The 19818-nt window shown below is 52.1% G+C and carries 21 protein-coding genes; 14 read left to right on the top strand and 7 right to left on the bottom strand.

Going from position 1 to position 19818, the window contains the following annotated elements; all coding sequences use genetic code 11:
* Nucleotides 1-4: 4 nt before the first annotated feature.
* Nucleotides 5-829, bottom strand: coding sequence for a methyltransferase domain-containing protein (locus tag JO226_RS19975; RefSeq protein WP_296406665.1), 825 nt, complete (start codon nucleotides 827-829; stop codon nucleotides 5-7).
* A 668-nt stretch (nucleotides 830-1497) separates the two neighbouring features.
* Here JO226_RS19975 and JO226_RS19970 point away from each other — a divergent pair.
* Genes JO226_RS19970 through JO226_RS19945 form a run of 6 tightly spaced genes read left to right on the top strand, consistent with a single transcriptional unit; the run spans nucleotide 1498 to nucleotide 7794 of the window.
* A complete protein-coding gene (locus JO226_RS19970; protein WP_296406663.1) occupies nucleotides 1498-1725 on the top strand; it encodes an acyl carrier protein in 228 nt (75 codons plus the stop codon).
* Nucleotides 1725-2474, top strand: a complete 750-nt coding sequence (locus JO226_RS19965) for an SDR family NAD(P)-dependent oxidoreductase (protein ID WP_296406661.1) — start codon at nucleotides 1725-1727, stop codon at nucleotides 2472-2474. Before JO226_RS19970 ends, JO226_RS19965 begins: the two co-directional genes overlap by 1 nt.
* Nucleotides 2474-3856: an AMP-binding protein gene (locus JO226_RS19960; RefSeq protein ID WP_296406659.1), complete on the top strand. Its 1383-nt coding sequence runs from the start codon at nucleotides 2474-2476 to the stop codon at nucleotides 3854-3856. Before JO226_RS19965 ends, JO226_RS19960 begins: the two co-directional genes overlap by 1 nt.
* A complete protein-coding gene (locus tag JO226_RS19955; RefSeq protein ID WP_296406657.1) occupies nucleotides 3856-4914 on the top strand; it encodes an acyl-protein synthetase in 1059 nt (352 codons plus the stop codon). The genes JO226_RS19960 and JO226_RS19955 overlap by 1 nt, the downstream gene beginning before the upstream one ends.
* Nucleotides 4893-6086 carry an acyl-CoA reductase gene (locus JO226_RS19950; RefSeq protein WP_296406655.1) on the top strand — a complete coding sequence of 398 codons (1194 nt, stop codon included), beginning with the start codon at nucleotides 4893-4895 and terminating at the stop codon, nucleotides 6084-6086. The genes JO226_RS19955 and JO226_RS19950 overlap by 22 nt, the downstream gene beginning before the upstream one ends.
* Complete coding sequence (locus tag JO226_RS19945) at nucleotides 6025-7794, top strand: hypothetical protein (protein WP_296406653.1); 1770 nt, start codon at nucleotides 6025-6027, stop codon at nucleotides 7792-7794. Before JO226_RS19950 ends, JO226_RS19945 begins: the two co-directional genes overlap by 62 nt.
* Here JO226_RS19945 and JO226_RS19940 read toward each other — a convergent pair.
* On the bottom strand, nucleotides 7791-9596 hold the full coding sequence (locus JO226_RS19940) for a glycoside hydrolase family 2 protein (protein WP_296406651.1): 1806 nt from the start codon (nucleotides 9594-9596) through the stop codon (nucleotides 7791-7793). The genes JO226_RS19945 and JO226_RS19940 overlap by 4 nt on opposite strands.
* Before the next feature lie 349 nt (nucleotides 9597-9945).
* On the opposite strand from JO226_RS19940, the gene JO226_RS19935 reads away from it, so the two are divergent.
* Nucleotides 9946-11253 (top strand): MFS transporter, encoded by a 1308-nt coding sequence (locus JO226_RS19935; RefSeq protein ID WP_296406649.1) that lies wholly within the window; start codon nucleotides 9946-9948, stop codon nucleotides 11251-11253.
* Between the two features lie 47 nt (nucleotides 11254-11300).
* Nucleotides 11301-12422 (top strand): hypothetical protein, encoded by a 1122-nt coding sequence (locus tag JO226_RS19930; RefSeq protein WP_296406647.1) that lies wholly within the window; start codon nucleotides 11301-11303, stop codon nucleotides 12420-12422.
* A gap of 155 nt (nucleotides 12423-12577) precedes the next feature.
* On the opposite strand, the gene JO226_RS19925 is transcribed toward JO226_RS19930, so the two are convergent.
* A complete protein-coding gene (locus tag JO226_RS19925; RefSeq protein ID WP_296406645.1) occupies nucleotides 12578-12784 on the bottom strand; it encodes a hypothetical protein in 207 nt (68 codons plus the stop codon).
* Nucleotides 12785-13002: 218 nt separating this feature from the next.
* Here JO226_RS19925 and JO226_RS19920 point away from each other — a divergent pair, with 218 nt between their 5' ends.
* Together JO226_RS19920 and JO226_RS19915 are read left to right on the top strand one after the other, a co-directional pair.
* Complete coding sequence (locus JO226_RS19920) at nucleotides 13003-13125, top strand: hypothetical protein (RefSeq protein WP_296406643.1); 123 nt, start codon at nucleotides 13003-13005, stop codon at nucleotides 13123-13125.
* Nucleotides 13126-13169: 44 nt separating this feature from the next.
* Entirely contained in the window at nucleotides 13170-14255 is a 1086-nt protein-coding gene (locus JO226_RS19915) for a hypothetical protein (RefSeq protein WP_296406641.1), read from the top strand.
* Nucleotides 14256-14320: 65 nt separating this feature from the next.
* Here JO226_RS19915 and JO226_RS19910 read toward each other — a convergent pair whose 3' ends face one another.
* Nucleotides 14321-14512, bottom strand: coding sequence for a hypothetical protein (locus JO226_RS19910; RefSeq protein ID WP_296406639.1), 192 nt, complete (start codon nucleotides 14510-14512; stop codon nucleotides 14321-14323).
* A 476-nt stretch (nucleotides 14513-14988) separates the two neighbouring features.
* On the opposite strand from JO226_RS19910, the gene JO226_RS19905 reads away from it, so the two are divergent.
* The 4 genes from JO226_RS19905 to JO226_RS19890 all read left to right on the top strand — a co-directional run bounded on the left by JO226_RS19905 (nucleotide 14989) and on the right by JO226_RS19890 (nucleotide 16619).
* Entirely contained in the window at nucleotides 14989-15471 is a 483-nt protein-coding gene (locus JO226_RS19905; protein WP_296406637.1) for an Hcp family type VI secretion system effector, read from the top strand.
* 87 nt (nucleotides 15472-15558) lie between these two features.
* Nucleotides 15559-15885, top strand: a complete 327-nt coding sequence (locus JO226_RS19900) for a polymorphic toxin type 44 domain-containing protein (RefSeq protein WP_296406636.1) — start codon at nucleotides 15559-15561, stop codon at nucleotides 15883-15885.
* Nucleotides 15863-16264 (top strand): hypothetical protein, encoded by a 402-nt coding sequence (locus tag JO226_RS19895; protein ID WP_296406634.1) that lies wholly within the window; start codon nucleotides 15863-15865, stop codon nucleotides 16262-16264. Before JO226_RS19900 ends, JO226_RS19895 begins: the two co-directional genes overlap by 23 nt.
* 109 nt (nucleotides 16265-16373) lie before the next feature.
* The gene (locus JO226_RS19890) at nucleotides 16374-16619 is read left to right on the top strand and encodes a DUF2164 domain-containing protein (RefSeq protein WP_296406632.1); all 246 of its coding nucleotides are present in this window, start codon (nucleotides 16374-16376) and stop codon (nucleotides 16617-16619) included.
* Nucleotides 16620-16660: 41 nt separating this feature from the next.
* Here the strand turns inward: JO226_RS19890 and JO226_RS19885 are convergent, their stop codons facing one another.
* Genes JO226_RS19885 through JO226_RS19875 form a run of 3 tightly spaced genes read right to left on the bottom strand, consistent with a single transcriptional unit; the run spans nucleotide 16661 to nucleotide 19792 of the window.
* The gene (locus JO226_RS19885) at nucleotides 16661-17161 is read right to left on the bottom strand and encodes a protein disulfide oxidoreductase (protein WP_296406631.1); all 501 of its coding nucleotides are present in this window, start codon (nucleotides 17159-17161) and stop codon (nucleotides 16661-16663) included.
* Nucleotides 17151-17780, bottom strand: coding sequence for a DsbA family protein (locus JO226_RS19880; RefSeq protein WP_296406629.1), 630 nt, complete (start codon nucleotides 17778-17780; stop codon nucleotides 17151-17153). Before JO226_RS19880 ends, JO226_RS19885 begins: the two co-directional genes overlap by 11 nt.
* Nucleotides 17780-19792 carry a protein-disulfide reductase DsbD gene (locus tag JO226_RS19875; RefSeq protein ID WP_296406627.1) on the bottom strand — a complete coding sequence of 671 codons (2013 nt, stop codon included), beginning with the start codon at nucleotides 19790-19792 and terminating at the stop codon, nucleotides 17780-17782. The genes JO226_RS19880 and JO226_RS19875 overlap by 1 nt, the downstream gene beginning before the upstream one ends.
* Nucleotides 19793-19818: the final 26 nt, after the last annotated feature.

Here is a 19818-nt window from a genome sequence, read left to right as displayed (position 1 = left end):
AACTCTATTTCCAATAATCTACAAACCCTTTTTTATAGATTAGAAATGTCGATTGCAATTCAGTATTGACATCCTGGACTGTACGTTCAATTGCTTCAGAAGCAGTTGGTAGCAAACACCAGGTTTTACTGAATGGAGAGTAAATTGAGGCTTTATAATTCCACTCATCCATAAGTATGCTCATGCTTTTGTTGGTATGAAATGCAGTGTGAACGGGAGGTTCAAGATAGAACCACTCGGGGTCAGCAGGCACTGTTTCCGCCACCACCGTGTGCACAAGCAATGCCCCCTCTTCCTTTACTAAGGCATTGACACATTCCAGGTCATGTCGTGTACGAATATGTTCAAACATCGCAGAGTTAAATACAGTGTCAAATTTCATATCATTAATATCGGCTACGTAGTGAATAGATTCATCATCTCTGGTGACAAAAGGATCATAAACGGGTAGCGACATATGGAAGTATTTTTGCAAAATGTAGCTAAGCCGGCCATAACCTCCAGCAAAGTCAAGGCTATCGGTAAAATCAATCACGTTATGGTTAGATAAAATGCTCAACATCATTGCTTGCATGGCATAAGGTGGCTGATTGGGTATTTTGAATTTCCCATTAGCATTTTCTATCTGATGATGAAAACGATAATTCAGTTCTGACCACAACTCTTCCGTAGCTTGTTGATGTGTTTTTGAGATAACAAAGCCACAGTGGGTGCATTTATGGTACTCGATATCTCCCCATGGCTCCATTAAACTAGCATAAGGAGAGGTTTTATAATTTTTTTTAAAATAAAAATTTAATTTTCCATCACATATCTCACAGGTCGACATACCTACTCCACTCATACTTATTAAACAGATTAAATTCCTTGCACGATAAGTAACTTCATCGACATTGCAGAAGAACGATTTGCTTACTTGTACCCGGCTAATTATGTCAGACGACCATGAAAGAGGTCAGCTAACGAATGTAATAAAATGCGATAGAACATGCAAAAAAACATCACCTTCGGCGACACCACTGCTCCGGTACAATGTCTTTCTTCACCAGACGCCATAAATTATTCTACCGTGAGGTGGTGAATAAGTCATCCTGCAGTGTAATGACCTGAATGTCACTCCATAGTTATATATCCATCAGATTTTATAATCTGAACGACTGTGTTTTTGTTACACCACACATTTATTGTAAATATTTATTTTTCTACATTTTCCGATTATAGCCATAAAAAGGGCTGCATATCGGCGTATATAAGGCTGTATACATTATACCAGAGACGACAACGGCCCTGACATTCGCGGTCCAGCCTCCATTCAGACGAGAATGGTATATTGCACTGGTCAATGAGGTGTGAGGGCTCAGTGATGTGATTTCACCAGGACCATGCTCGCGGGATGAATCGTTAGCATAGTAAAAAAATTAAAACGGTATGCGGCTTAAGCGGAAGCTCTGTTTAGTCGTATATGCCAATTGATTGCTCTTTTTAAAGGTATTGATGATGCCGCTTGAACAGATTTTTGCCGATGCACTAGGTATCCCGATTGAACAGGTCTGCGATGCGCTGAGTTACCAGGGGATCCCTCAATGGGACTCTGTTGCTCATATGGGGCTGATTGCTCAACTGGAGGATCACTACAACGTGCTGCTTGATACCGATGACATCATCGACATGAGTTCGGTAATCAAGGCCCGGGAGATCTTGACCAAATACGGCATCGCCCTTTGATGAATGGGTTGCTCAAGGGCAAACGGGTGCTGATCACCGGGGCGGGACGCGGAATTGGTCTTGCCATCGCGCACCTGTTTGCCGCTAATGGCGCCGAGCTGTGGTTGGGTGGCCGGGATAAGGTCGTCATGGCTCAGGTCGCGGGCGACCTGAGTGCCGAATTCGGTGTGCCCTGCCAGCCGCTTTGCTTTGATGTGGCAGAGTCGCAGGCCGTGAAGCAGGCGTTCCAGACGTTGTTTGCGCAGACTCGTCAGTTAGATGTGCTGGTAAACAATGCAGGGGTGCTTGACGATGTTCTCCTGGGGATGGTCAACCGGGAACATCTTGAAAAAACCTTTGGCTGCAACACATTCGGCGTGATCTATTGCAGCCAGTATGCCGCTCGCCTGATGCAGCGCTCCGGTGGTGGCAGCATCATCAATCTCACCTCCTTAATGGGACGAGTGGGGGCCGCCGGGCTCAGCGGTTATGCCGGCAGCAAGGCGGCGGTGATCGGAATCACCCAGTCGATGGCCAAAGAGCTGGCGGTCAGCCAGATTCGAGTCAATGCCATCGCCCCCGGCTTTATCGACACCGATATGGCTCGTGGGCTCCCGGATGACAAGTTCGCAGAGCGTCTCGCCAGCATCGCCATGGGGCGGATCGGCACGCCGGACGATGTGGCCAGGGTAGCGCTATTCCTCGCCTCTGATCTGGCCAGCTATGTCACCGGTCAGGTGATCGGGGTGGATGGGGGAATGGTGATCTGATGAACCCGTCTCATCCTCTGCTCACCCATCTGCATACCGCCAATCAGGCCACAGCGTGGTGTGATCCACAGGAAGGTTGGCTCTCGTACGGCGAATTGGCGCGGCGGGTTGCACAACTGTCCACCACCTATCCGAGTGCGCGCAGCCTCATCTACCTGCCCTTCTTTACCCGCACGTCCCACCTGTTGCACTACCTTGTTGCGCTTTGCCAGGGGCATGTGGTGATGCTGGCCGATCCGGCCTTGTCATGGCCGCAACATGAAGCCAGCTGTAAGCAGTTTGGAGCCAATTACCGGGTAGATGAGGCTGGTGAGTTGATATCTTTGAACGCTGCGGTGCCGATACTGCATCCCGAGCTCGCAGTGATGCTACCAACCTCCGGCAGTACAGGCCGCGCCAAGTGGGTGCGGTTGTCTGACCGTAATATCGTAGCCAATGCCAGCGCCATCGCCGAATATCTGACATTGACGGAGAGTGAACGGGCCATCACCAGCCTGCCGCTGTTCTACTCCTACGGCCTCTCCGTACTCAATAGCCATTTGCGAGTAGGGGCATCCCTGGTGCAGTACGAAGGGAGTGTGCTGGAACGCACCTTCTGGCAACAAGTGGCACTTCATGATGTAACCAGCTTTGCTGGGGTACCTTTTACCTATCAGATGCTGGCGCGACTGCGCTTTGACTGGACCCGTTATCCGGCGCTACGTACCCTGACCCAGGCGGGGGGACGACTCGATCCCGCTCTGGCACGGCAATTCGCGGAGCAGGCGCTGCAACTGGGTCGCCGGTTCTTCGTGATGTATGGCCAGACCGAGGCCACTGCCCGCATGGCCTGGCTTGCAACAGATGAAGTCGCGGCCCATCCCGATAGCATTGGCCGTGCCATTCCTGGTGGTCAGTTCTCACTGCGCATGCTGGAGAGTAGCGGAGAAAGCGAGCTTATCTATCGCGGTGACAACGTGATGATGGGATATGCAACCTGCACAGGCGATCTGGCTCAGGAGGCGCAGTTAGGTGAACTGGCGACCGGCGATCTGGCTTACCGTGATGAAGCGGGTCGATACTACCTCTGCGGTCGCCTCAACCGTTTTCTGAAGCTGTTCGGCAAGCGAGTCAGCCTGACAGAAGTTGAGAACCAGCTACATCTCTGGGGATGGTTGGGAGCGGGAACTGGGCATGATGATAACCTGTTGGTGGTCATCGAACCCCAGGAGCAACAGCGGCCGGATGAGTTGCAGCAACAACTGGCGTCATGGCTGATGGTCGCTCCACGGGCAATACGGGTCATCACAGTTGATCAGTTACCACGCACGGCCAATCACAAGCTCGACTATACCGCCCTGGCTGCGTTGGTTGAGCCAACGGGATCAGAGAAATACCCCTGATGGAAACGCTGCTGACATCCCCCATCTTCCATCTGCCGCAGGCCGATAAAAAGGCGCTGCTGCTTGCCAGGCTCAATGCTCTGACCCAGCACCATATCAACCACTGTTCCCCTTATGCCCGGGTGTTACAGGCCTTCGGCTGGGATGCACAGGCTACCGACTATGATGCCATACCCTACCTGGCTGCCAGGTTGTTCAAGCTGGCCCAATGGCAGAGCGTGCCGTCGGGCGACGTGTTCAAGGTGCTTACTTCATCGGGTACGACGGGGATGCCTTCACGCATCGTGCTGGACAAGGAAACTGCCGCCCTGCAGAGCAAGGTACTGGTGAAAATATTGCAGGAGTTTGTCGGCAAGTCGCGTCTGCCCATGTTGCTGATAGAGCAGCCCGCACTCATTCAGGACCGCAGTGGTTTTTCGGCGCGCGGAGCGGGAGCGCTGGGGTTGTCGTTCCTCGGGCGCGACCACACCTATGCCCTTGATGAGCAGATGCGGCCCAATTGGCCGGTTATCGAGGCATTCTGTGTCAAATACGCCAATCAACCGGTGTTGCTGTTCGGTTTTACCTTCATGGTCTGGCAGTGTCTGCTGAAACCACTGCATGAGCGCGGTCTGCAACTCCCCCTGTCGCAGGGCATTCTGTTTCATAGCGGCGGTTGGAAAAAGCTACAGCATCTGGCGGTGGACAATCCGGCTTTCAAGCAGCATTGCCATGCGCTGTTGGGGGTGAACCGGGTACACAATTTCTACGGTATGGTGGAGCAGGTTGGTTCGATCTTTGTCGAGTGCGAGCAGGGACATCTGCATGCCCCCCTGTTTGCCGATCTCCTGGTGCGCGATCCGCTGACCCATCGGCCCCTCGGGGTGGGAGAAGTAGGTCTGATGCAGGTGCTCTCCACCATCCCGACAAGTTATCCGGGTCATAGCCTGCTGACAGAGGATCTCGGCATGCTGCTGGGAGAAGATGACTGCCCTTGTGGCCGTCATGGCCGCTATTTTCAGGTATCAGGGCGTCAGGCTGGCGCAGAGGTGAGGGGATGCAGCGACACCTTCCAGTAAATTCGCGGCGCGATGAGCGCTGGCAATCGGGGCCTGACGTCAGCTTTGTAGCTCCGCAAGCTGGCTGGGATAGCTTTGTCACGCAATCATTGCCCTGCTTCGCCCCCATCATTCGTGACTTTGTGGCGGACCTGTCGGCCCATTTGCAACGAGAGGGACGCCACTGGCCCGATCTGGCCGCATTCGGCTTTTGGTTGCGCTCACGCCAGTTGGATCAACAACAGACGCGGATGCAAGGACGAGGACCTGTTGGGATAGTGTTTCATCTGGTGCCTTCTAACGTGCCGACAGTGGCCTTCTACTCCTGGCTGATGGCGTTGCTGATGGGTAATTCCTGCGTGGTGCGCCTGTCGTCGCGTACCGATCCCGTGCAAGAAGCGATGCTGGCCATCTTGCGCAAACTGTTTGCCTTGCCAAAGTGGCAAATGATTGCCATGCGGACCCGATTTATTCGTTATGACCATGACGAGTCTGTCACAGCCTGGCTGTCCGAGCGTTGCCGACTGCGCATCATCTGGGGCGGAGATGAGACCATTCGTCAGGTCAGGAAGATTCGCCTCTCCCCGGGGGCTCAGGAAGCGGTATTTCCGGATCGTCGCTCCATGGCGGTACTCGATAGCCAGTGGCTGGCTGGGCTGGACTCGCTTCAGTGGCAGCAGATGATAGTGGCGTTACAACAAGATTGCACCCGTTTCAATCAGCAGGCTTGTGCCTCGCCCACCACACTCTGCTGGTTGGGCACGCCAGATGACGCGCTGCGGCAGCGTCTACTGGGCACCCTCTTCTCCCCCTTTGCCCAGGATCCCGCCCTGGCGATGGAGCGACTCATCAACAGCCAGCAAAATGCTGCGTTGGACGAGATGGGGCAACTGAGCACATTCGCTGGCGCCACCTCGTTGACACCAAATGCTTCCCTGCGGTTACGCTACGTTGGCGGGGGTACGATCGCAGAGTTTGTGGCCGACGACCTGACGGATCTATTGTCACAACCATGGGATATGCAGACTTGCGTCTGGGTGGGCGAACATCGGGAGCAGTTCAAGGATGCCTTGCCACAGATGCCTGCTTGTCGTATCGATCGGGTAGTGGCGACTGGGCAGGCGCTGACCTTTGGCTGGTATTGGGACGGTATCGACCTGCTGGGTTTATGCAGTCGTACCTTGGACTCCTGAAGATGAGCGCCAATGTTATCAACGCCTCGGAAGTGCCTGGCTTCTCCGTAGCGATTCAAAATACCCTGGGTTGACGCGTCGTCACCATGTGGGCACACTCGTCTCAAATACCGATGAGAGAGATGAAATGTACGCTCTGACCCCCCTGCGTTTACTGGAAGTGAATTCATCTCTTATTTGGGACTGGCCTTATTTGCAGCAAATAATTAGCTTGATGAAGCGAGACAGCTTTAACGGTCTGGTTATTCATCAACAAGATTTATTCGCTTTGCTGGTTAATCCCTCTGCTTATTGCCTGCATGGTAAAGATAACTTGCTGTGTGAGCGGCAAGAAAAACTGTTATATATTCAAAGATTATGCCGCTATTGCAATATGTCCAACATTGGCATCTGGCTTCAAGGGGAAGCGTTTCCGTTCGGGGGAAAGCTCCAGGAAAAATATCCTGAATATGCGCTGATAGAAAACAGCAATGCAGACGAAATATTCTGGAAGAATTTTTATCAGAAAGAACTCGCAGAAACATTGTGTCAATTGCCCGCGATAGATGGCGTGATTATTACACTTCCCAGACATCTGCCTTATCGCGCTAACTGGTCATCAACGCTACCTTATCTTTATCAAACGTTGCGCAGTCTTGGAAAGAAAATGGTGCTGCGTGACTATATGGATGACGAAGCCGCGCCCTGGCAGCTACTGAGCGCCTTGCAGGTATTGCCCAAAGATGTGCGCGTGTCCCTGAAAGCGGTTCCTGCCGGTTATCGACCTGGATTTGCCACCAATCCGCTTTTTATGCAGCTTGAAGACCGTATCAAATGGATAGAGTTTGATTTGTGGGGTCTGGAATATGGCTGGACGCTTCTGCCTTGCTATCTGCTGGAGGAGATTCAGGGGCGCCTGAGTTGGGTTGAAAATGTGACCGGAGATCGTCTGGAGGCGGTCACAGGTCGGTTAAGCTGGGAGTGGATTTCAAACAGTTCACTGATTAACTCCGTCAATTCGATCAATTTGCATGGTCTGGCAATGTTTGGCCGTGAAATGGGGATGTCAGAAAAGCAGGCATTTCATTGCTGGCTTACCGACATGCTGGGTCATAAGGTTGAGAAAACGGAACTGGATGCTTTTCATCAACTCTATATCAGCAGTCATGAATGGATGAAGAAAACGCCCTATATTCTTGGGCACGTTTTGCATCATTACAGCCAGGTGCCGAAGACCTTCTCGCAGGCAGTCAAACAGCTACAGCTCCATTCCCGGCGTTCGGACGACTTTGCCGTTTCTGCGCTTTTCCCGCCAGACGATCCGGCGACAGGTAACGAACAATACCAACTGCTGCTGTTAGAAAAACAGCGGGCGCTTTTCCTGGCTCAGCATACCCGTAGTCAACTGCACTTTATGTTGCAGCATACTCATATCTCAGAGGAAAACAGAAACCTGTTTAAACGCGTCTGGGAAAGAGTGCCCTGGTATACCACCCTGTTTGATGACGTGGCGAAGGGCGTTGCCATGAAATTAATGCTGGAAAGATATGGCAGCCTCAATGGCGTTTCCCACGTCGAACTGACCAGACAAATAAACCAGCTTCGTCAGTTGGCAAATCGTCTCGGGGAATGGCTGGATAAGGAGGAACAACAGCAGCCTCACTATCTGGCTATGCTCTTTGATCCCGCCAGGTTGTTAACCCTGGCGGAAAGTCTTGAACAGGACTAGTCGGACGATGACTCTGTTTCTTTGAGTTGCTGATAAAAATCCCGCAAGATGTAAAAAGCCGCTTTGCGGGTAAGCTTATCTGCCGCAATTAACCCTTTGCAGTTCAGCCCCTGTTGATAGGGATTTTGCCTACGCTCTGTACGATAGTCGTACAACAGCCAGGGGGTGAAACCGCGAACATAAGTCAGCCGGGGCAGATAGGCCGTTTGTTTACGGTAAACTTCCGCCATGTAATGCTCAGAAAACGGCCCGGTTTTAGGTGCATGTTCGCCAAGTACGCCTTCCGCCCCGGTCTCCGTAATAACCACGGGTTTGGTCGGTGATGAATTTTCCCCCAGTACAATCAAATCGTCGAAATTCTCTTCGTACCACCCGTAATATTCATTCAACCCGATGATATCGAGAAACTCTGCCAGCCTGTCTTCAATCTTCATTTTAGCGTGATTGACCAGGCAGGCTGCAGATATCAAACGGCTGGGGTCGGCCTGCCGGGCGGCATTAACTAACGATGTCATAAACTGCAAACGTTCATCAGTATCCGCATTCTCATTACCAACCGACCAGATAATTACGCTGGCACGGTTTCGGTCACGGATAATAAGTTCCATCAGTTGGTTATGCGCATCACGCTGAGTCGCGGGGTTGCTAAAATCGATCGCCCAATAGTTAGGGATTTCTTCCCAAAGTAGCACCCCTTCTTCATCCGCAATACGCGCCACCAGTTCGTGGTGGGGATAATGCGCAAGACGTAAATAATTGCAGTTCAACGCCCTGGCATCGCGGAAACGACGGCGGATATCATCTTCACTCGTCATTTTGCCTACAAGTAAATCGTCTTCATGGCAGTTGACGCCACGCAGGTAAAGCGATTTTCCATTCAGACGGATATCGGTCCCCACCACCTCGATTTGACGAAACCCGATATCGTCTTCCACGCTATCGCGCCCAAGCGACGCCCTGACTTTATATAATTTAGGGTTTTCAGGCGACCACAGCTCTGGCTGAACGGAAAAAATGGCTTCAGCCTGCCCCTCCACAACCGGTATTGTCTGGTTGATACCGAGTTCAGCTATCGAAATCTCGACGTCTGTCGCCGCCCCGTCAATGGCAATTTTCACCGCAACACGGTTATAGTTTCCGTCAGGGACAAGATAAACGAACAAATCATGAATGTAGCTTTGAGGCGTTCGGATAAGCGCTATCTCACGATAAATCCCGCCATAGTTAAACCAGTCATTATTTCGCAAAGGGAGCCGGTCTGTCGTCCGTGTATTATTCACACAGATCATTAACACATTATTCCCCGTTTGTAGCTCTGCCGTTAACTCGGCACAGAAAGGGGTTGAACCACCATAGTGATTGCCAATAAAACGATGATTGAGGAATATTTTGCAGTCATAGTTCGCAGCCCCAATGCGTAAAAAAACACGCTCATCCGGCTCCTGCATAACATAATCAATTTCGCGGGTGTACCATGCGCTTCCTTCAAAATAGAACCATTTATCGTTAAGCATCTGCCAGCAACCAGGAACAGGGACGGTTGTACCTGCATAAGGATCATAGTCGTACGGGTCCCGGCGTGTCTCGGCGTCTTGCTTTTGCATTAAGAACCACTTCTGTCTCAGTCCTGTATCATGAAGATCAAGAGTGAAACGCCAGTCACCGCTCAGACTTTCCCCTTTCCGCCCGCCAGTAAAAAGCAGCGTCTGATGGTTGAGGTTTTGCAAATTATAGGGGCGATCGTAGTGTTCGTTATGCAGACACTCAACCGCATTCTCAGCTAAATCAGATTTCTCCAGCATGAAAGTTCCTCTCAAAGAAAAGTTTTGCGAAGAATAGCGGATATGAATCTGCTGAAGATAAAAAGTGGTGGACGCAGGAGCAACAGAAGACACCAAATAAATTAAAACTGTGATGCAATTCAAAAACACCCACCATTGAGAGATGAGCTACGTCACAATTTTATTTTAACCTTGGTGATCTGCATCACATTAAACATCAATGAATGTGACATAGATAACAAATAAAAACAGAACGAACGTTAAGATCTCATTTTAATTTTCTGTCATTCTCTTTTTTAGCAACAGCCCCATACACTGTAGCGGCATAAAAATCGCATTCTGTATGACAATAACATGGAGAATAAATACGATGAGTCAGCTACAGCAAGACATTAACGCACACATAACAAAACCACAGATGGCCAGGAGTCGCTATCGATGGACAATATGCGCCCTGCTCTTTTTTTCCGTCACTATTAATAACCTTGACCGTTCTATTTTAGGGCTATTAGCCCCAATGCTACAAAAAGATATCGGCTGGACAGAAATTGAATATGGTAATATTGTCACGGCCTTTCAGGCTGCCTATGCTGTCGGGTTATTAATTTGTGGTCGAATTGTCGATGTTTATGGCGCCCGGCTGATTTTGCCTGTCGCGCTGGCAATATGGAGTCTGGCGGCAATGGCTCATGGTGCGGTTAGTACAGTAACCGGATTTATTTATGCCAGGGTTCTTCTGGGGGTTGGCGAAAGTGCTAACTTTCCATCGGCGGTAAAGGTTGCGGCAGAATGGTTTCCGAAACGAGAACGTGCTTTTGCTACCGGTATTTTTAACTCTGGTTCAAATGTGGGTAATATTTTCGCACCGATTATCATCCCCTGGATTGCCTTACAGTGGGGTTGGCGCGAGGCGTTTGTTGTTACAGGTGCGGTCGGCTTTATCTGGATTGTGTTCTGGCTGTTCTTATACGGCAAACCGGGTAAAGTTAAAAAAGTGAATCAGGAAGAATTACATTGGATCCATCAGGATGAAGATGCTGACGCTACTACCGCAGTACCGCATAAAATCAGCTGGATTGGGTTATTAAAATATCGCCAGACCTGGGCCTTTGCTTTATGTAAATTTCTTACAGACCCTATCTTCTGGTTCTTCCTGTTCTGGTTACCGAAGTGGTTGCATGACGCTCGCGGCATCGATATGGCGCACATGGCAACACCCCTGGTATTGATCAATATTCTGGCCACTGTCGGAGGACTGGCTGGGGGTTACCTTCCAGCATGGCTGATCAACCGGGGAGTCGCTGTCAACAAAGCGCGTAAGCTGACGCTCTTGTTGTGCGCTACCTGTGTTTTGCCTATCTTACTTGTCTCTAACGTCTCTAATCTGTGGCTGGCTGTCGCACTTATCGGTATCGCGGTAGCCGCGCATCAGGGCTGGTCTGTCAATCTCTATACCAGCGTATCTGATATGTTCCCGAAAGAGGCCGTTGGCGCTGTTGTAGGTATTGGCTGCTTAATTGGCTCAATGGGTTCAATTCTGTTTACTCAGGCCACCGGTCATATTTTACAGGCGACAGGAAGCTATTGGTCAATCTTTCTTATGGGTGGTTTCGCCTATCTGCTTGGCTTTATCATCATGCATTTTTTGACCCCCACAATGTCGGCAGCAAAATTATAAATACCAGGGCTCATGCTAAACAAAAATCAAATTAAAAAGGTCACTCCATGAAATTGACAGACAATCTTTTACAAGAGCGCATTCTTGAAGCAAAAGAAAACAGTATTAACTGGCTTAATAGTATGAAGGTTCCTGGAGCCACGCCTGGAGTATTGCGTGTCAGTCACTACCATCAACCAGAATCATGGCCACAGATGCTGTTATCAGGCACCTATGATGGAACGCTGGCGCGGGTATTATTAGGCGATCATATTGAAGAAAAAGAGTTACTGGCCGACTGGATTTTAAGTCACCAGCAGGAAGATGGTTATTTCCTGTTGCCAGGATTGCAGTGGAGTGACACATGGAAGCGTTCAAATATTGAGGAAACTCGCCAGTATATGCGCTTCCATGCGACAAACTACTGCATGGGAGCATTAGAAGCGTTAGACCAACTGGATTCTCTTAATCTCCCGTTTCTGACACCGTTTCTCGATCCTCTGTATTTCCGGGCATGGTTGGGTCAGCGCGATATGCGCGATCCCTGGCTGGAAGGTAATAATATTGTAAATCTCGGCAGCTTTCTTTTACTAGAGCAGCAGCGGAACCCTGACGGTCCTGCAAGCCAACGATTACAGGACATGATCTTCTGGCACAATCAACAAAGCGAACCCTACTCAGGATTCTGGGGTCCGGGGCAGCAGTTCAGCCAGGAAGCCCTGCTCTTTGCGCTTTGTGGTGCCACACATAATCTGCATCTCTTTTATGCCATGAATGAAGAGATTCCCCACTTCAACCAGTCAATGAGCCGCTGCCTGGAACAGCCGATCGCCATACGCAGCAGCTGTATTGATGTTGATATCATCGATATTCTGGCGCATGGGCATTCACGATGTCCTCACCGCCGCGATGAAATTGAATTCTGGCTACGCAATATGCTGATTGAACTCCTTGATTTCCAGAACCCCGACGGAGGTTTCCCGGATACTCTGCTTGGGGAGAGAGGGTATGATGGTTGGGTAAAAGGCTACAAAGAACCACAGGGCCTGAGCAATACTTTCGCGACCTGGTTCCGCTGGATAGCGATCGCGATGATTGCTGAAATTTTGTGGCCGCAATGGCAACCATGGCGCTTCAGACAGACGATTGGAATCGGTTACTTTAAACCTCATGTCGGAAAACATGACTAATTCATATTACCTGCTTTCCAACCAGACTTGAGCGTCGGGAAATATCCGTCTGACAGTGCCACAGCGCCGGCCAAAGGGCTGGAGAGAAATCTCCGGCCCTTTGGCTTTACGGTAACCGCTTTACCTTATGGGGATTTTGCCCCCCGGATAACAACCTATTTTTTATGGCTCAGGCAATCCCGATGAAATGCGACCCGCGCCATAAAAATCTCCTTTTGCTCATCGGTCATGTTGCCTGCCATATCACCGGGTTCGAGGCGCGTGCCATTTTGCTCCATCCTGATCAGGCTGCGGGCAAGAAAATCCAGCCCGGTAAATGATGTGCTGCTGTCGAATTTTGGTAGCGTGCGAGAATCTGACATGGTGTTAACTCTCCGTGTTGAAATGGGTGGTTCACCTTTACAGGTATCACGCCGCCGGGCCGTAAAATGTCTCTTACCTCTCATTCTCGCGGCAAAATGCCTGCACAAATAATCAAAAAGAATAGCTAAACAATTCATTGTCCATTAGCACCCAAAGCGCAAGAACTCGCGGATAAACCCATGCAAAATGCGCGGGTTTATTGTTATGGGACCTGAGCATGTTCAACACCGAGGATTACTGGCTGATTGCCGACGCAATATTTATCACCCTGTTCGTGACCTCCGTTGCCGGGTTATCGGTGCTGTATGCCATCCGACGCGGCCTGCGGCGCGACCAGTAACCTCTCGTTCATTTTCTGCGGAGCCTCTGCTTTTGATATCCACCATGATTCTTGCGCTCAGCCTGACTGTCGCGCTTACCCTCATCGCTATGCCGCTTCCGGCCGCTGCCGGGACGGAAACCACCAATGACGAGGAAAAGAAAGCGCCGTCGCCCTGGCTGTTTGTTCCTTTATTAAGCTCCAGCCCAAAGCTGGATACGGCGGGAGGGCTGATGGTGGGTTACATGCACCAATTCGACGAAAAGTCGCGCCCCTCAATGTTTGGCGTTTCGGCCAAATACACCACCTCGGAGTCGCTTATCGCCAACGTGTTTGCCAAAACCTCCTTCGGTGAGGATCGCCACCGAATAATCGGTGGCGCAATGGTGGGGAATATCAATAACGATTACGAAAACTACCTCGGCTCCGGCCAGTCGCTGGCGACAAACGACAACTACAGCTTCGCGTTCTTCCGCTACCTCTATCGCGTGGAAGGCGACTGGTTTATCGGCGCGCAGGCGGCCTCTTCCAATTATGAGCTCCAGGGACAGGACCCGGTAACCAGCGATATCCTTGATGAAATGGGGCTGGTGGGTTACAAATCCGGCGGCGTCGGCGCGGTTGTGATGCATGACTCCCGCGATAGCGACTTCAAGGCGACCAAAGGCTGGTACCTCAACCTGAACAATATGGCCTATCTGGACGCCTGGGGCGGGCAGCAGGACTTCGATATTTACCGCATCGACTACCGTGGCTACTGGCAGCACGGGGCAGGCAACGTGCTGGCAGTACGCAGCCGCCACCAGTTCTCCAGCGACGCGCCGGTTGGCGCCTACTCTCCGGTGTATCTTCGCGGCTATACCCCAGGTGAATACCTGGCGCAGAATATGTCATCCGTAGAAGTTGAGGAACGCTACCAGCTGGCGGAACGCTGGACGGCAACCTTGTTTGTCGGCGTCGCCTGTCTGTATGGCGACTCGGTCAACGGCGAGAAGCTGGCATGTGGCGATCGCGAAAACGTCTATCCCGCCTGGGGCGCTGGTATCCAGTATGTGCTTAAACCGGAAGCCGGTATCGTCGCCAACCTCGAATATGCCATGGGTAAAGATAACAACTCGGGTATCTACCTGAAAATGGGTTACAGCTTCTGAAAATACCCGGTATTGAGTGAGAGGTCGGCAAGGGCATCCCGCCCTTGCCAATAACAGTAATGGTATTAATGTCCGCCAGCCTGCACGTTGTAATACTCGAGCAGTCGCGCTTTCATATCCCGGTTTTCCCGGCTAAGTTCCACCACGGCTAATTCCAGTGCCCGCAGATAGGGAATCTCGCCCTGCAAATGTCTGTCCAGGTGCGTTCTCAGCAATTCGTCTAACCCTGCGGAGTGCAGTACAGCATCGTCCATCACGTCAACCTCATGTGTAAAATTTGAACTGGTCACAAAATATACTAACACCCTGCTTACCTTCGTAGCATTCCGTGCTTCATGCCGTTTATTTCTACACTTTATTGTTATTCTCAGTCAGGTTTTTTTCACCCTTACAAGAGAAAAAATGTCTGATAACAAGCAGATATAAGCCAGCTTCCTCGTACCATAAAAGGTGTTTTCAGATGGTCTACTAACACACACATCCCCCAGCCTAAGGTGTAAGCCCAACCTGCGTTCACGTTTAAACCAGGAAGTAGATATGATAAACATTGGATATTCGTGTAATTCATTTCACTACCCAACGGACAATTCAAACACATCCAAAAAATTAATAAAAAACCATTAAATATATCCTTGGCATTATAATTATTTATTATTTAAAACAGAATATTACATATTACCAAAACGCAGAGGAGTAATGTTGACTTTACTTTTATGACTACATGGAGTGTTTTATGGCCATCCCAGCCTATTTGTTTCTAAAAGATGATGGCGGTGCTAACATCAAGGGCTCCGTCGATGTAAAAAATAGAGAAGGCAGTATTGAGGTTACAGGCTTCTCGCACAACTTAAGCTTCCCTACTGACGCCTTTACGGGAAAAGCAACAGGCACAAGAAAACATGGGGCCGTCCATTTTCAAAAAGATTTTGATTCATCCTCCCCATACTTGTTTAAAGCCTGTTCGACGGGTCAATGCCTGATGTCTGCAGAGTTCAAGTGGTACACTATAAATGATGCCGGACAGGAAGTAGAATACTACAACATGTTACTTGAATCCGTTAAAATAGTTTCCGTATCCCCTCTGATGCACGATATTAAAGATCCTACAAAAGAAAAGCACAACCACCTTGAGTTGGTGGAGCTGCGCTATGCGAAGATCACCTGGAAATACTGTGATGGTAATCTGCAATTTACCGACTGTTGGGATGAGCGTTAATCATGCGCTATCCCACAATACCTGTACATCCAACGCCTCCCGCTTACCCAGAGTCGCTGAGGGTTCCTGAAGGCGTATCTATTGTAAATGATAGCACGCTTTCACAAAGGACCATCTGCTCTAACGTATGCATGGTTTTATCAACAGGTGAGATTACATGGTCCATGGGATTATAAAACCCAAATAGATCGAAAGTATGCTGATTTCGGGAATTTCAATTACGGGGCTGTAGGTACAGCAGCAGGGATACCAGAACAAATACTATTGAGAGCGGCTGGATGGGCACAATCAAAATCCGGGAATATCGATATTAAGTATGGTAACTGGTATTATCTCCCTCCTTTCGGCGATGACCCCAACGATCAGACATGGATTAAATCTGGAATTAACTATGCAAAAAGAACGGGTTTTTAAGAAACGCTACATCCTCATCCCGGTACTTTTTGTTCTTATCTGGGTTGGATGGATTTTTTACTTTATGACCTTTCCTGTAGGGCAGGATTTATTTAAAAAAACTAAAGTAAATAATTTAGTAAATTTATACATTACACAAACCAGTGCAGGCGCTGCAACCTCATTTTCATACCATTACTTTTTATATGATGCGAATAAAGATGATGCCGACTTTATGGATCACGTTGAGCGAGAAACACCCTTTATGATCACTGACGACGGTACCGCTAACACCACGGTCAAAGATGGCCAGCTTTATTTGCGGGTACGGGGCAACATTTATTCGTACACTAACGCAGGCTACCCCATCAGGATCAACCTTGATGCATCGCCATACTAACAACGAGAGTACCTGAATAGTTTTCCTGTATTCATTTTGCGAGCCACCTTCCAGCGCCCGGCTAACCCCGGTAAAGTAACCGATCATCGCCAACCACCAGGACCCCGCCATGACCGATATCACCCTTACCGCCGAAGAAAAACAGCGCCTGGCGCGCCGTCTGAGCGATTACTGCGACGAGCATTTCGACCTTACGCTGGAGCAATTTGACGCTGAGTTCTTCGTTGATTTCATCGCGAAAGCGTTCGGCCCGGCGTTTTATAATGCCGGTATTGATGAAGCGATCCGCACGCACATGGCCTACAGCGATCGCATTCAGGAAGAGATGGATCTGAAAAAGATTGATGAGATCTGACGCCGGACCCGCCACAGGCGAACCCGACGTCATTCACCGCATCACGACGCCAGCCACAGACGCAGGCGCATCCCCCAGCCGCTGGTCCAACCGGTGGTCATGGCGGTCACCTCGCCGTTATCGATAACCAGTAGCGTCGGCGTGACCTGCACATCCCACTGACGGGCAAGCTGACCCGTCGCGTCGTTCACCACGGGCATCGCATACCCCTTGCGCGAAAGCCATGTTTCCAGCGTGCGATTATCGCCGGAACGCAGCGCCACCGTCATCACGTTGCCACCCTCTTGCGCCAGTGTCGCGACGGATGGCGTGGTATAACGGCAGATACCGCACCATGTCGCCCAGACATAAACCAGCAGCGGCCGCTCGCGGCTCATTGTCGCCAGAGAAACCTGCTCGCCGTCGAGCGTATGCAGCGGCGTACTGATGAACCCCTGCGGTAACGCGGGCTTACGCAGGGTATCCATCGCCCACATCGCCGCGGCGGCGATCAGTAGCAATACGACGATTTCGCGCAGCCAGCGACGCAGCTTAGCCCGCACTCGCTTTCGCCAGTTGTTCTTTCACCAACGCCTCCAGGTCATCCTGCGGGATAGCGCCAGCCACCATCTGATCGCCGATCAGGGTCGCAGGGGTTCCCTGAATGCCCAGCACTTGCGACAAAATCAGGTTCATTTTTAGCGGCTCCATGGTTTTCTCATCCACGCTGATCCCGTCGGTAGCGGTCTTTTTCTGCGCCGCAAGAATGCTGGCGTCATCGTGAGACCCCTTCTTCGCCATCAGCCGTTGGTGCAGCGGCCAGAACTTCTCCGGCTGCTGGCGCCAGGTCGAGAGCGCCACCTTCGCGGCATTCACCGAGCTCTGCCCCTTAAACGGCAGCAGCTTCACAATCAGCTGCACGTCCGGGTTGTCATGCACGATCTTCTCCAGCATCGGGTCGAACTGCTTGCAGTACGGGCAGTTGTAGTCGGTAAAGGTCACGATGGTCAGACGCGGTTTCTCCGCCCCCATCCTCGGGCTACTGGGGTCGTTAAACAGCAGCGCTTCCAGCTGCGCCTGCGTGGAATCCGCAGGCGGTGAATCTTCTGCCGTCGGAGCCGTGGGCGCCGCGACACTGAACGCCGAAAAACAGAGCAGGAGTAGTGCAGTTAACATTTTCATTATTCTTTTCCTTTTGCGTCGGACAGGGTGGTAATAACCTCTTCACGGCTTAACAGCGCAGGCAGCACGCGGCCCTGCGGTAATCCCGGTCCGTAGATCTGATTAAACGGAACCGCCGCGCTGTCGCGGGCGGTCAGGAACTGACTGATAGTCTCTGACGGGCGGCTCCAGTCGCCGCGTAGCGCCACCACATCCGGTTCCGAGAGGGCATCCTGCACGTCATCACGCAGCAGAACATTGTATTTGTTGGCTTTACAGGTCACACACCAGTCGGCGGTGACATCAACGAAAACCCGTTTGTGGTTCGCCAGCGCATTGGCTATCGCCTGTTCGCTGAGCGGCTGCCAGTTTACGCGGTCGCGCGACGTCCCTGAGCCATCAGGCCAGGAGACCGCGCCAACTGCCGCCGCCACGACCAGCGCCAGCGCCCCCACGCGCAGCGCCGTGCGCCAGCGGTAGCGCCAGAGCGTCGCCAGCCACAGCGCCACGGCCAGCACCGCCGTCAGCCCCAGCACCGCGCCGTGACCAATGTGCACCGTCAGCAGGCTCATCAGCCACAACGATGAGCCTAGCATCATCACCCCAAGCACGACCCGCACGACGTTCATCCAGCGTCCCGGGCGCGGCAGACGCCGCGCAAGCCCCGGCCAGGCGACTATCAAAAGCCACGGCAAGCTCATGCCGATGCCCATCGCGAGGAAAATCCCCCACAGCAGCGGCAGCGGCGCCACCAGCGCCACCGACACCGCGGTGCCGAGAAACGGTGCGGTACAGGGGGTGGCCAGCAGCGTCGCGAAAGCCCCCTGCCAGAAGTGCCCCATCAGCCCGTTGCCGCCGCGCGTCGCCAGGAAGGTACTGGCGCCGGAGGAGAGGCGAAGCTCAAAGAAGCCCAGCAGGCTGGCGCTAAACAGCACCATCACCAGCGTCATCGCGCCGATAAACCACGGGTTCTGAAACTGAATGCCCCAACCCAGCGCCTGATTGCCGAGCCGCAGCACGGTCATCATCAGCGCCAGTGCGAGAAATGACGCCACAATACCGCTAACGGAGGCCAGAAACTGCCGTCGCACCACACCGCGCTCAGCGGTCTGCGTCTGGACCAGCGACCCCAGCTTCATCGCCAGCACCGGCAGCACGCAGGGCATCACGTTGAGGATAAGCCCGCCCGCCAGCGCCATCAGTAGCGCCCAGCCGAACGCGACGCCAGCCGCAGGCGCGCCTTTAGCGGGTGTGACCGCACTCTCCTGCGCCTGACCGCTGTCCGCCAGCACCAGCGACACGCGCTTGCCGGAGAGATCCGGCGCAACGTCGCCCCAGCTGTCGCTGACCGGTACGGTGGCGGTGAGGGTATCGCCCTTCACCGAAAAGGTCGGGCGGCCGAAGTCCACGTCCTCCATACCGTCGAGAAACAGCGATGGCTGCGGCCAACCGGCGCTACGCACGGCGGTCACCGTCAGCGTGCCGGGGGCATAAGACGCGCTAAGCCGGGAGGTCAGGCCGTCAGGAAGCGGCAGCGTGCCCATGGCGCGGGTAAAGTCGTAGCTGAAGCGGTCTCCCACGGGCGCCGACATCTCCAGCGAGAAGGGGTAGTCGGTCAGAATACAGACGTTGCTACAGGTCGAGAGCGTCAGCACGCCCTTCAGCACCGGCGGTATCGCGCCCGCTATCGTCATCGGGAAGCTGACGTCGCCGTGATAGCCCTGGGTCGAAATCCCGGCGACCTCAAAACGCTGCGGCGTCGGCCAACGCCACGTGACCGCCAGCGGTTTCTCCCAGGCGATAGCGGGTGCTATCCCCCCTTCGCCCGGCGAACGCCAGTAGGTTTTCCAGCCCTTCTCAAGGGCGACATCCAGCAGCAGGCGCGTTTCGCCGTTACCTTCCGTCTGGGCGCGCAGCCTGACGCTGGCGTGTTGATTATCGGCCGCGCGCAGCCAGCCGCTGTCGGCGGCCTGGCTTACGGGTAGCCATAACCATAGCAGGCAGACCAACAGCCGCCTGAACAAAATTCGCATGAAAATTCTCCATAAATGAGTGATTA

The organism is Pluralibacter sp. (assembly GCF_019237635.1).
Lineage (GTDB): Bacteria > Pseudomonadota > Gammaproteobacteria > Enterobacterales > Enterobacteriaceae > Enterobacter_B.
Note: the sequence above shows the minus strand (reverse complement) of the source record. Positions and strands in the feature narration are given on the sequence as shown.

Excerpts from the sequence above, each read along its gene's own strand:
- JO226_RS19950 (WP_296406655.1), top strand. The coding sequence starts at position 4,893 with ATGCAGCGACACCTTCCAGTAAATTCGCGGCGCGATGAGCGCTGGCAA.
- JO226_RS19930 (WP_296406647.1), top strand. The coding sequence starts at position 11,301 with ATGAAATTGACAGACAATCTTTTACAAGAGCGCATTCTTGAAGCAAAA.
- JO226_RS19900 (WP_296406636.1), top strand. The coding sequence starts at position 15,559 with ATGATAGCACGCTTTCACAAAGGACCATCTGCTCTAACGTATGCATGG.
- JO226_RS19880 (WP_296406629.1), bottom strand. The coding sequence starts at position 17,780 with ATGAAAATGTTAACTGCACTACTCCTGCTCTGTTTTTCGGCGTTCAGT.
- JO226_RS19915 (WP_296406641.1), top strand. The coding sequence starts at position 13,170 with ATGATTCTTGCGCTCAGCCTGACTGTCGCGCTTACCCTCATCGCTATG.
- JO226_RS19960 (WP_296406659.1), top strand. The coding sequence starts at position 2,474 with ATGAACCCGTCTCATCCTCTGCTCACCCATCTGCATACCGCCAATCAG.
- JO226_RS19895 (WP_296406634.1), top strand. The coding sequence starts at position 15,863 with ATGCAAAAAGAACGGGTTTTTAAGAAACGCTACATCCTCATCCCGGTA.
- JO226_RS19875 (WP_296406627.1), bottom strand. The coding sequence starts at position 19,792 with ATGCGAATTTTGTTCAGGCGGCTGTTGGTCTGCCTGCTATGGTTATGG.
- JO226_RS19970 (WP_296406663.1), top strand. The coding sequence starts at position 1,498 with ATGCCGCTTGAACAGATTTTTGCCGATGCACTAGGTATCCCGATTGAA.
- JO226_RS19925 (WP_296406645.1), bottom strand. The coding sequence starts at position 12,784 with ATGTCAGATTCTCGCACGCTACCAAAATTCGACAGCAGCACATCATTT.
- JO226_RS19940 (WP_296406651.1), bottom strand. The coding sequence starts at position 9,596 with ATGCTGGAGAAATCTGATTTAGCTGAGAATGCGGTTGAGTGTCTGCAT.
- JO226_RS19890 (WP_296406632.1), top strand. The coding sequence starts at position 16,374 with ATGACCGATATCACCCTTACCGCCGAAGAAAAACAGCGCCTGGCGCGC.
- JO226_RS19935 (WP_296406649.1), top strand. The coding sequence starts at position 9,946 with ATGAGTCAGCTACAGCAAGACATTAACGCACACATAACAAAACCACAG.
- JO226_RS19965 (WP_296406661.1), top strand. The coding sequence starts at position 1,725 with ATGAATGGGTTGCTCAAGGGCAAACGGGTGCTGATCACCGGGGCGGGA.
- JO226_RS19905 (WP_296406637.1), top strand. The coding sequence starts at position 14,989 with ATGGCCATCCCAGCCTATTTGTTTCTAAAAGATGATGGCGGTGCTAAC.
- JO226_RS19955 (WP_296406657.1), top strand. The coding sequence starts at position 3,856 with ATGGAAACGCTGCTGACATCCCCCATCTTCCATCTGCCGCAGGCCGAT.
- JO226_RS19920 (WP_296406643.1), top strand. The coding sequence starts at position 13,003 with ATGTTCAACACCGAGGATTACTGGCTGATTGCCGACGCAATATTTATC.
- JO226_RS19975 (WP_296406665.1), bottom strand. The coding sequence starts at position 829 with ATGTCGACCTGTGAGATATGTGATGGAAAATTAAATTTTTATTTTAAA.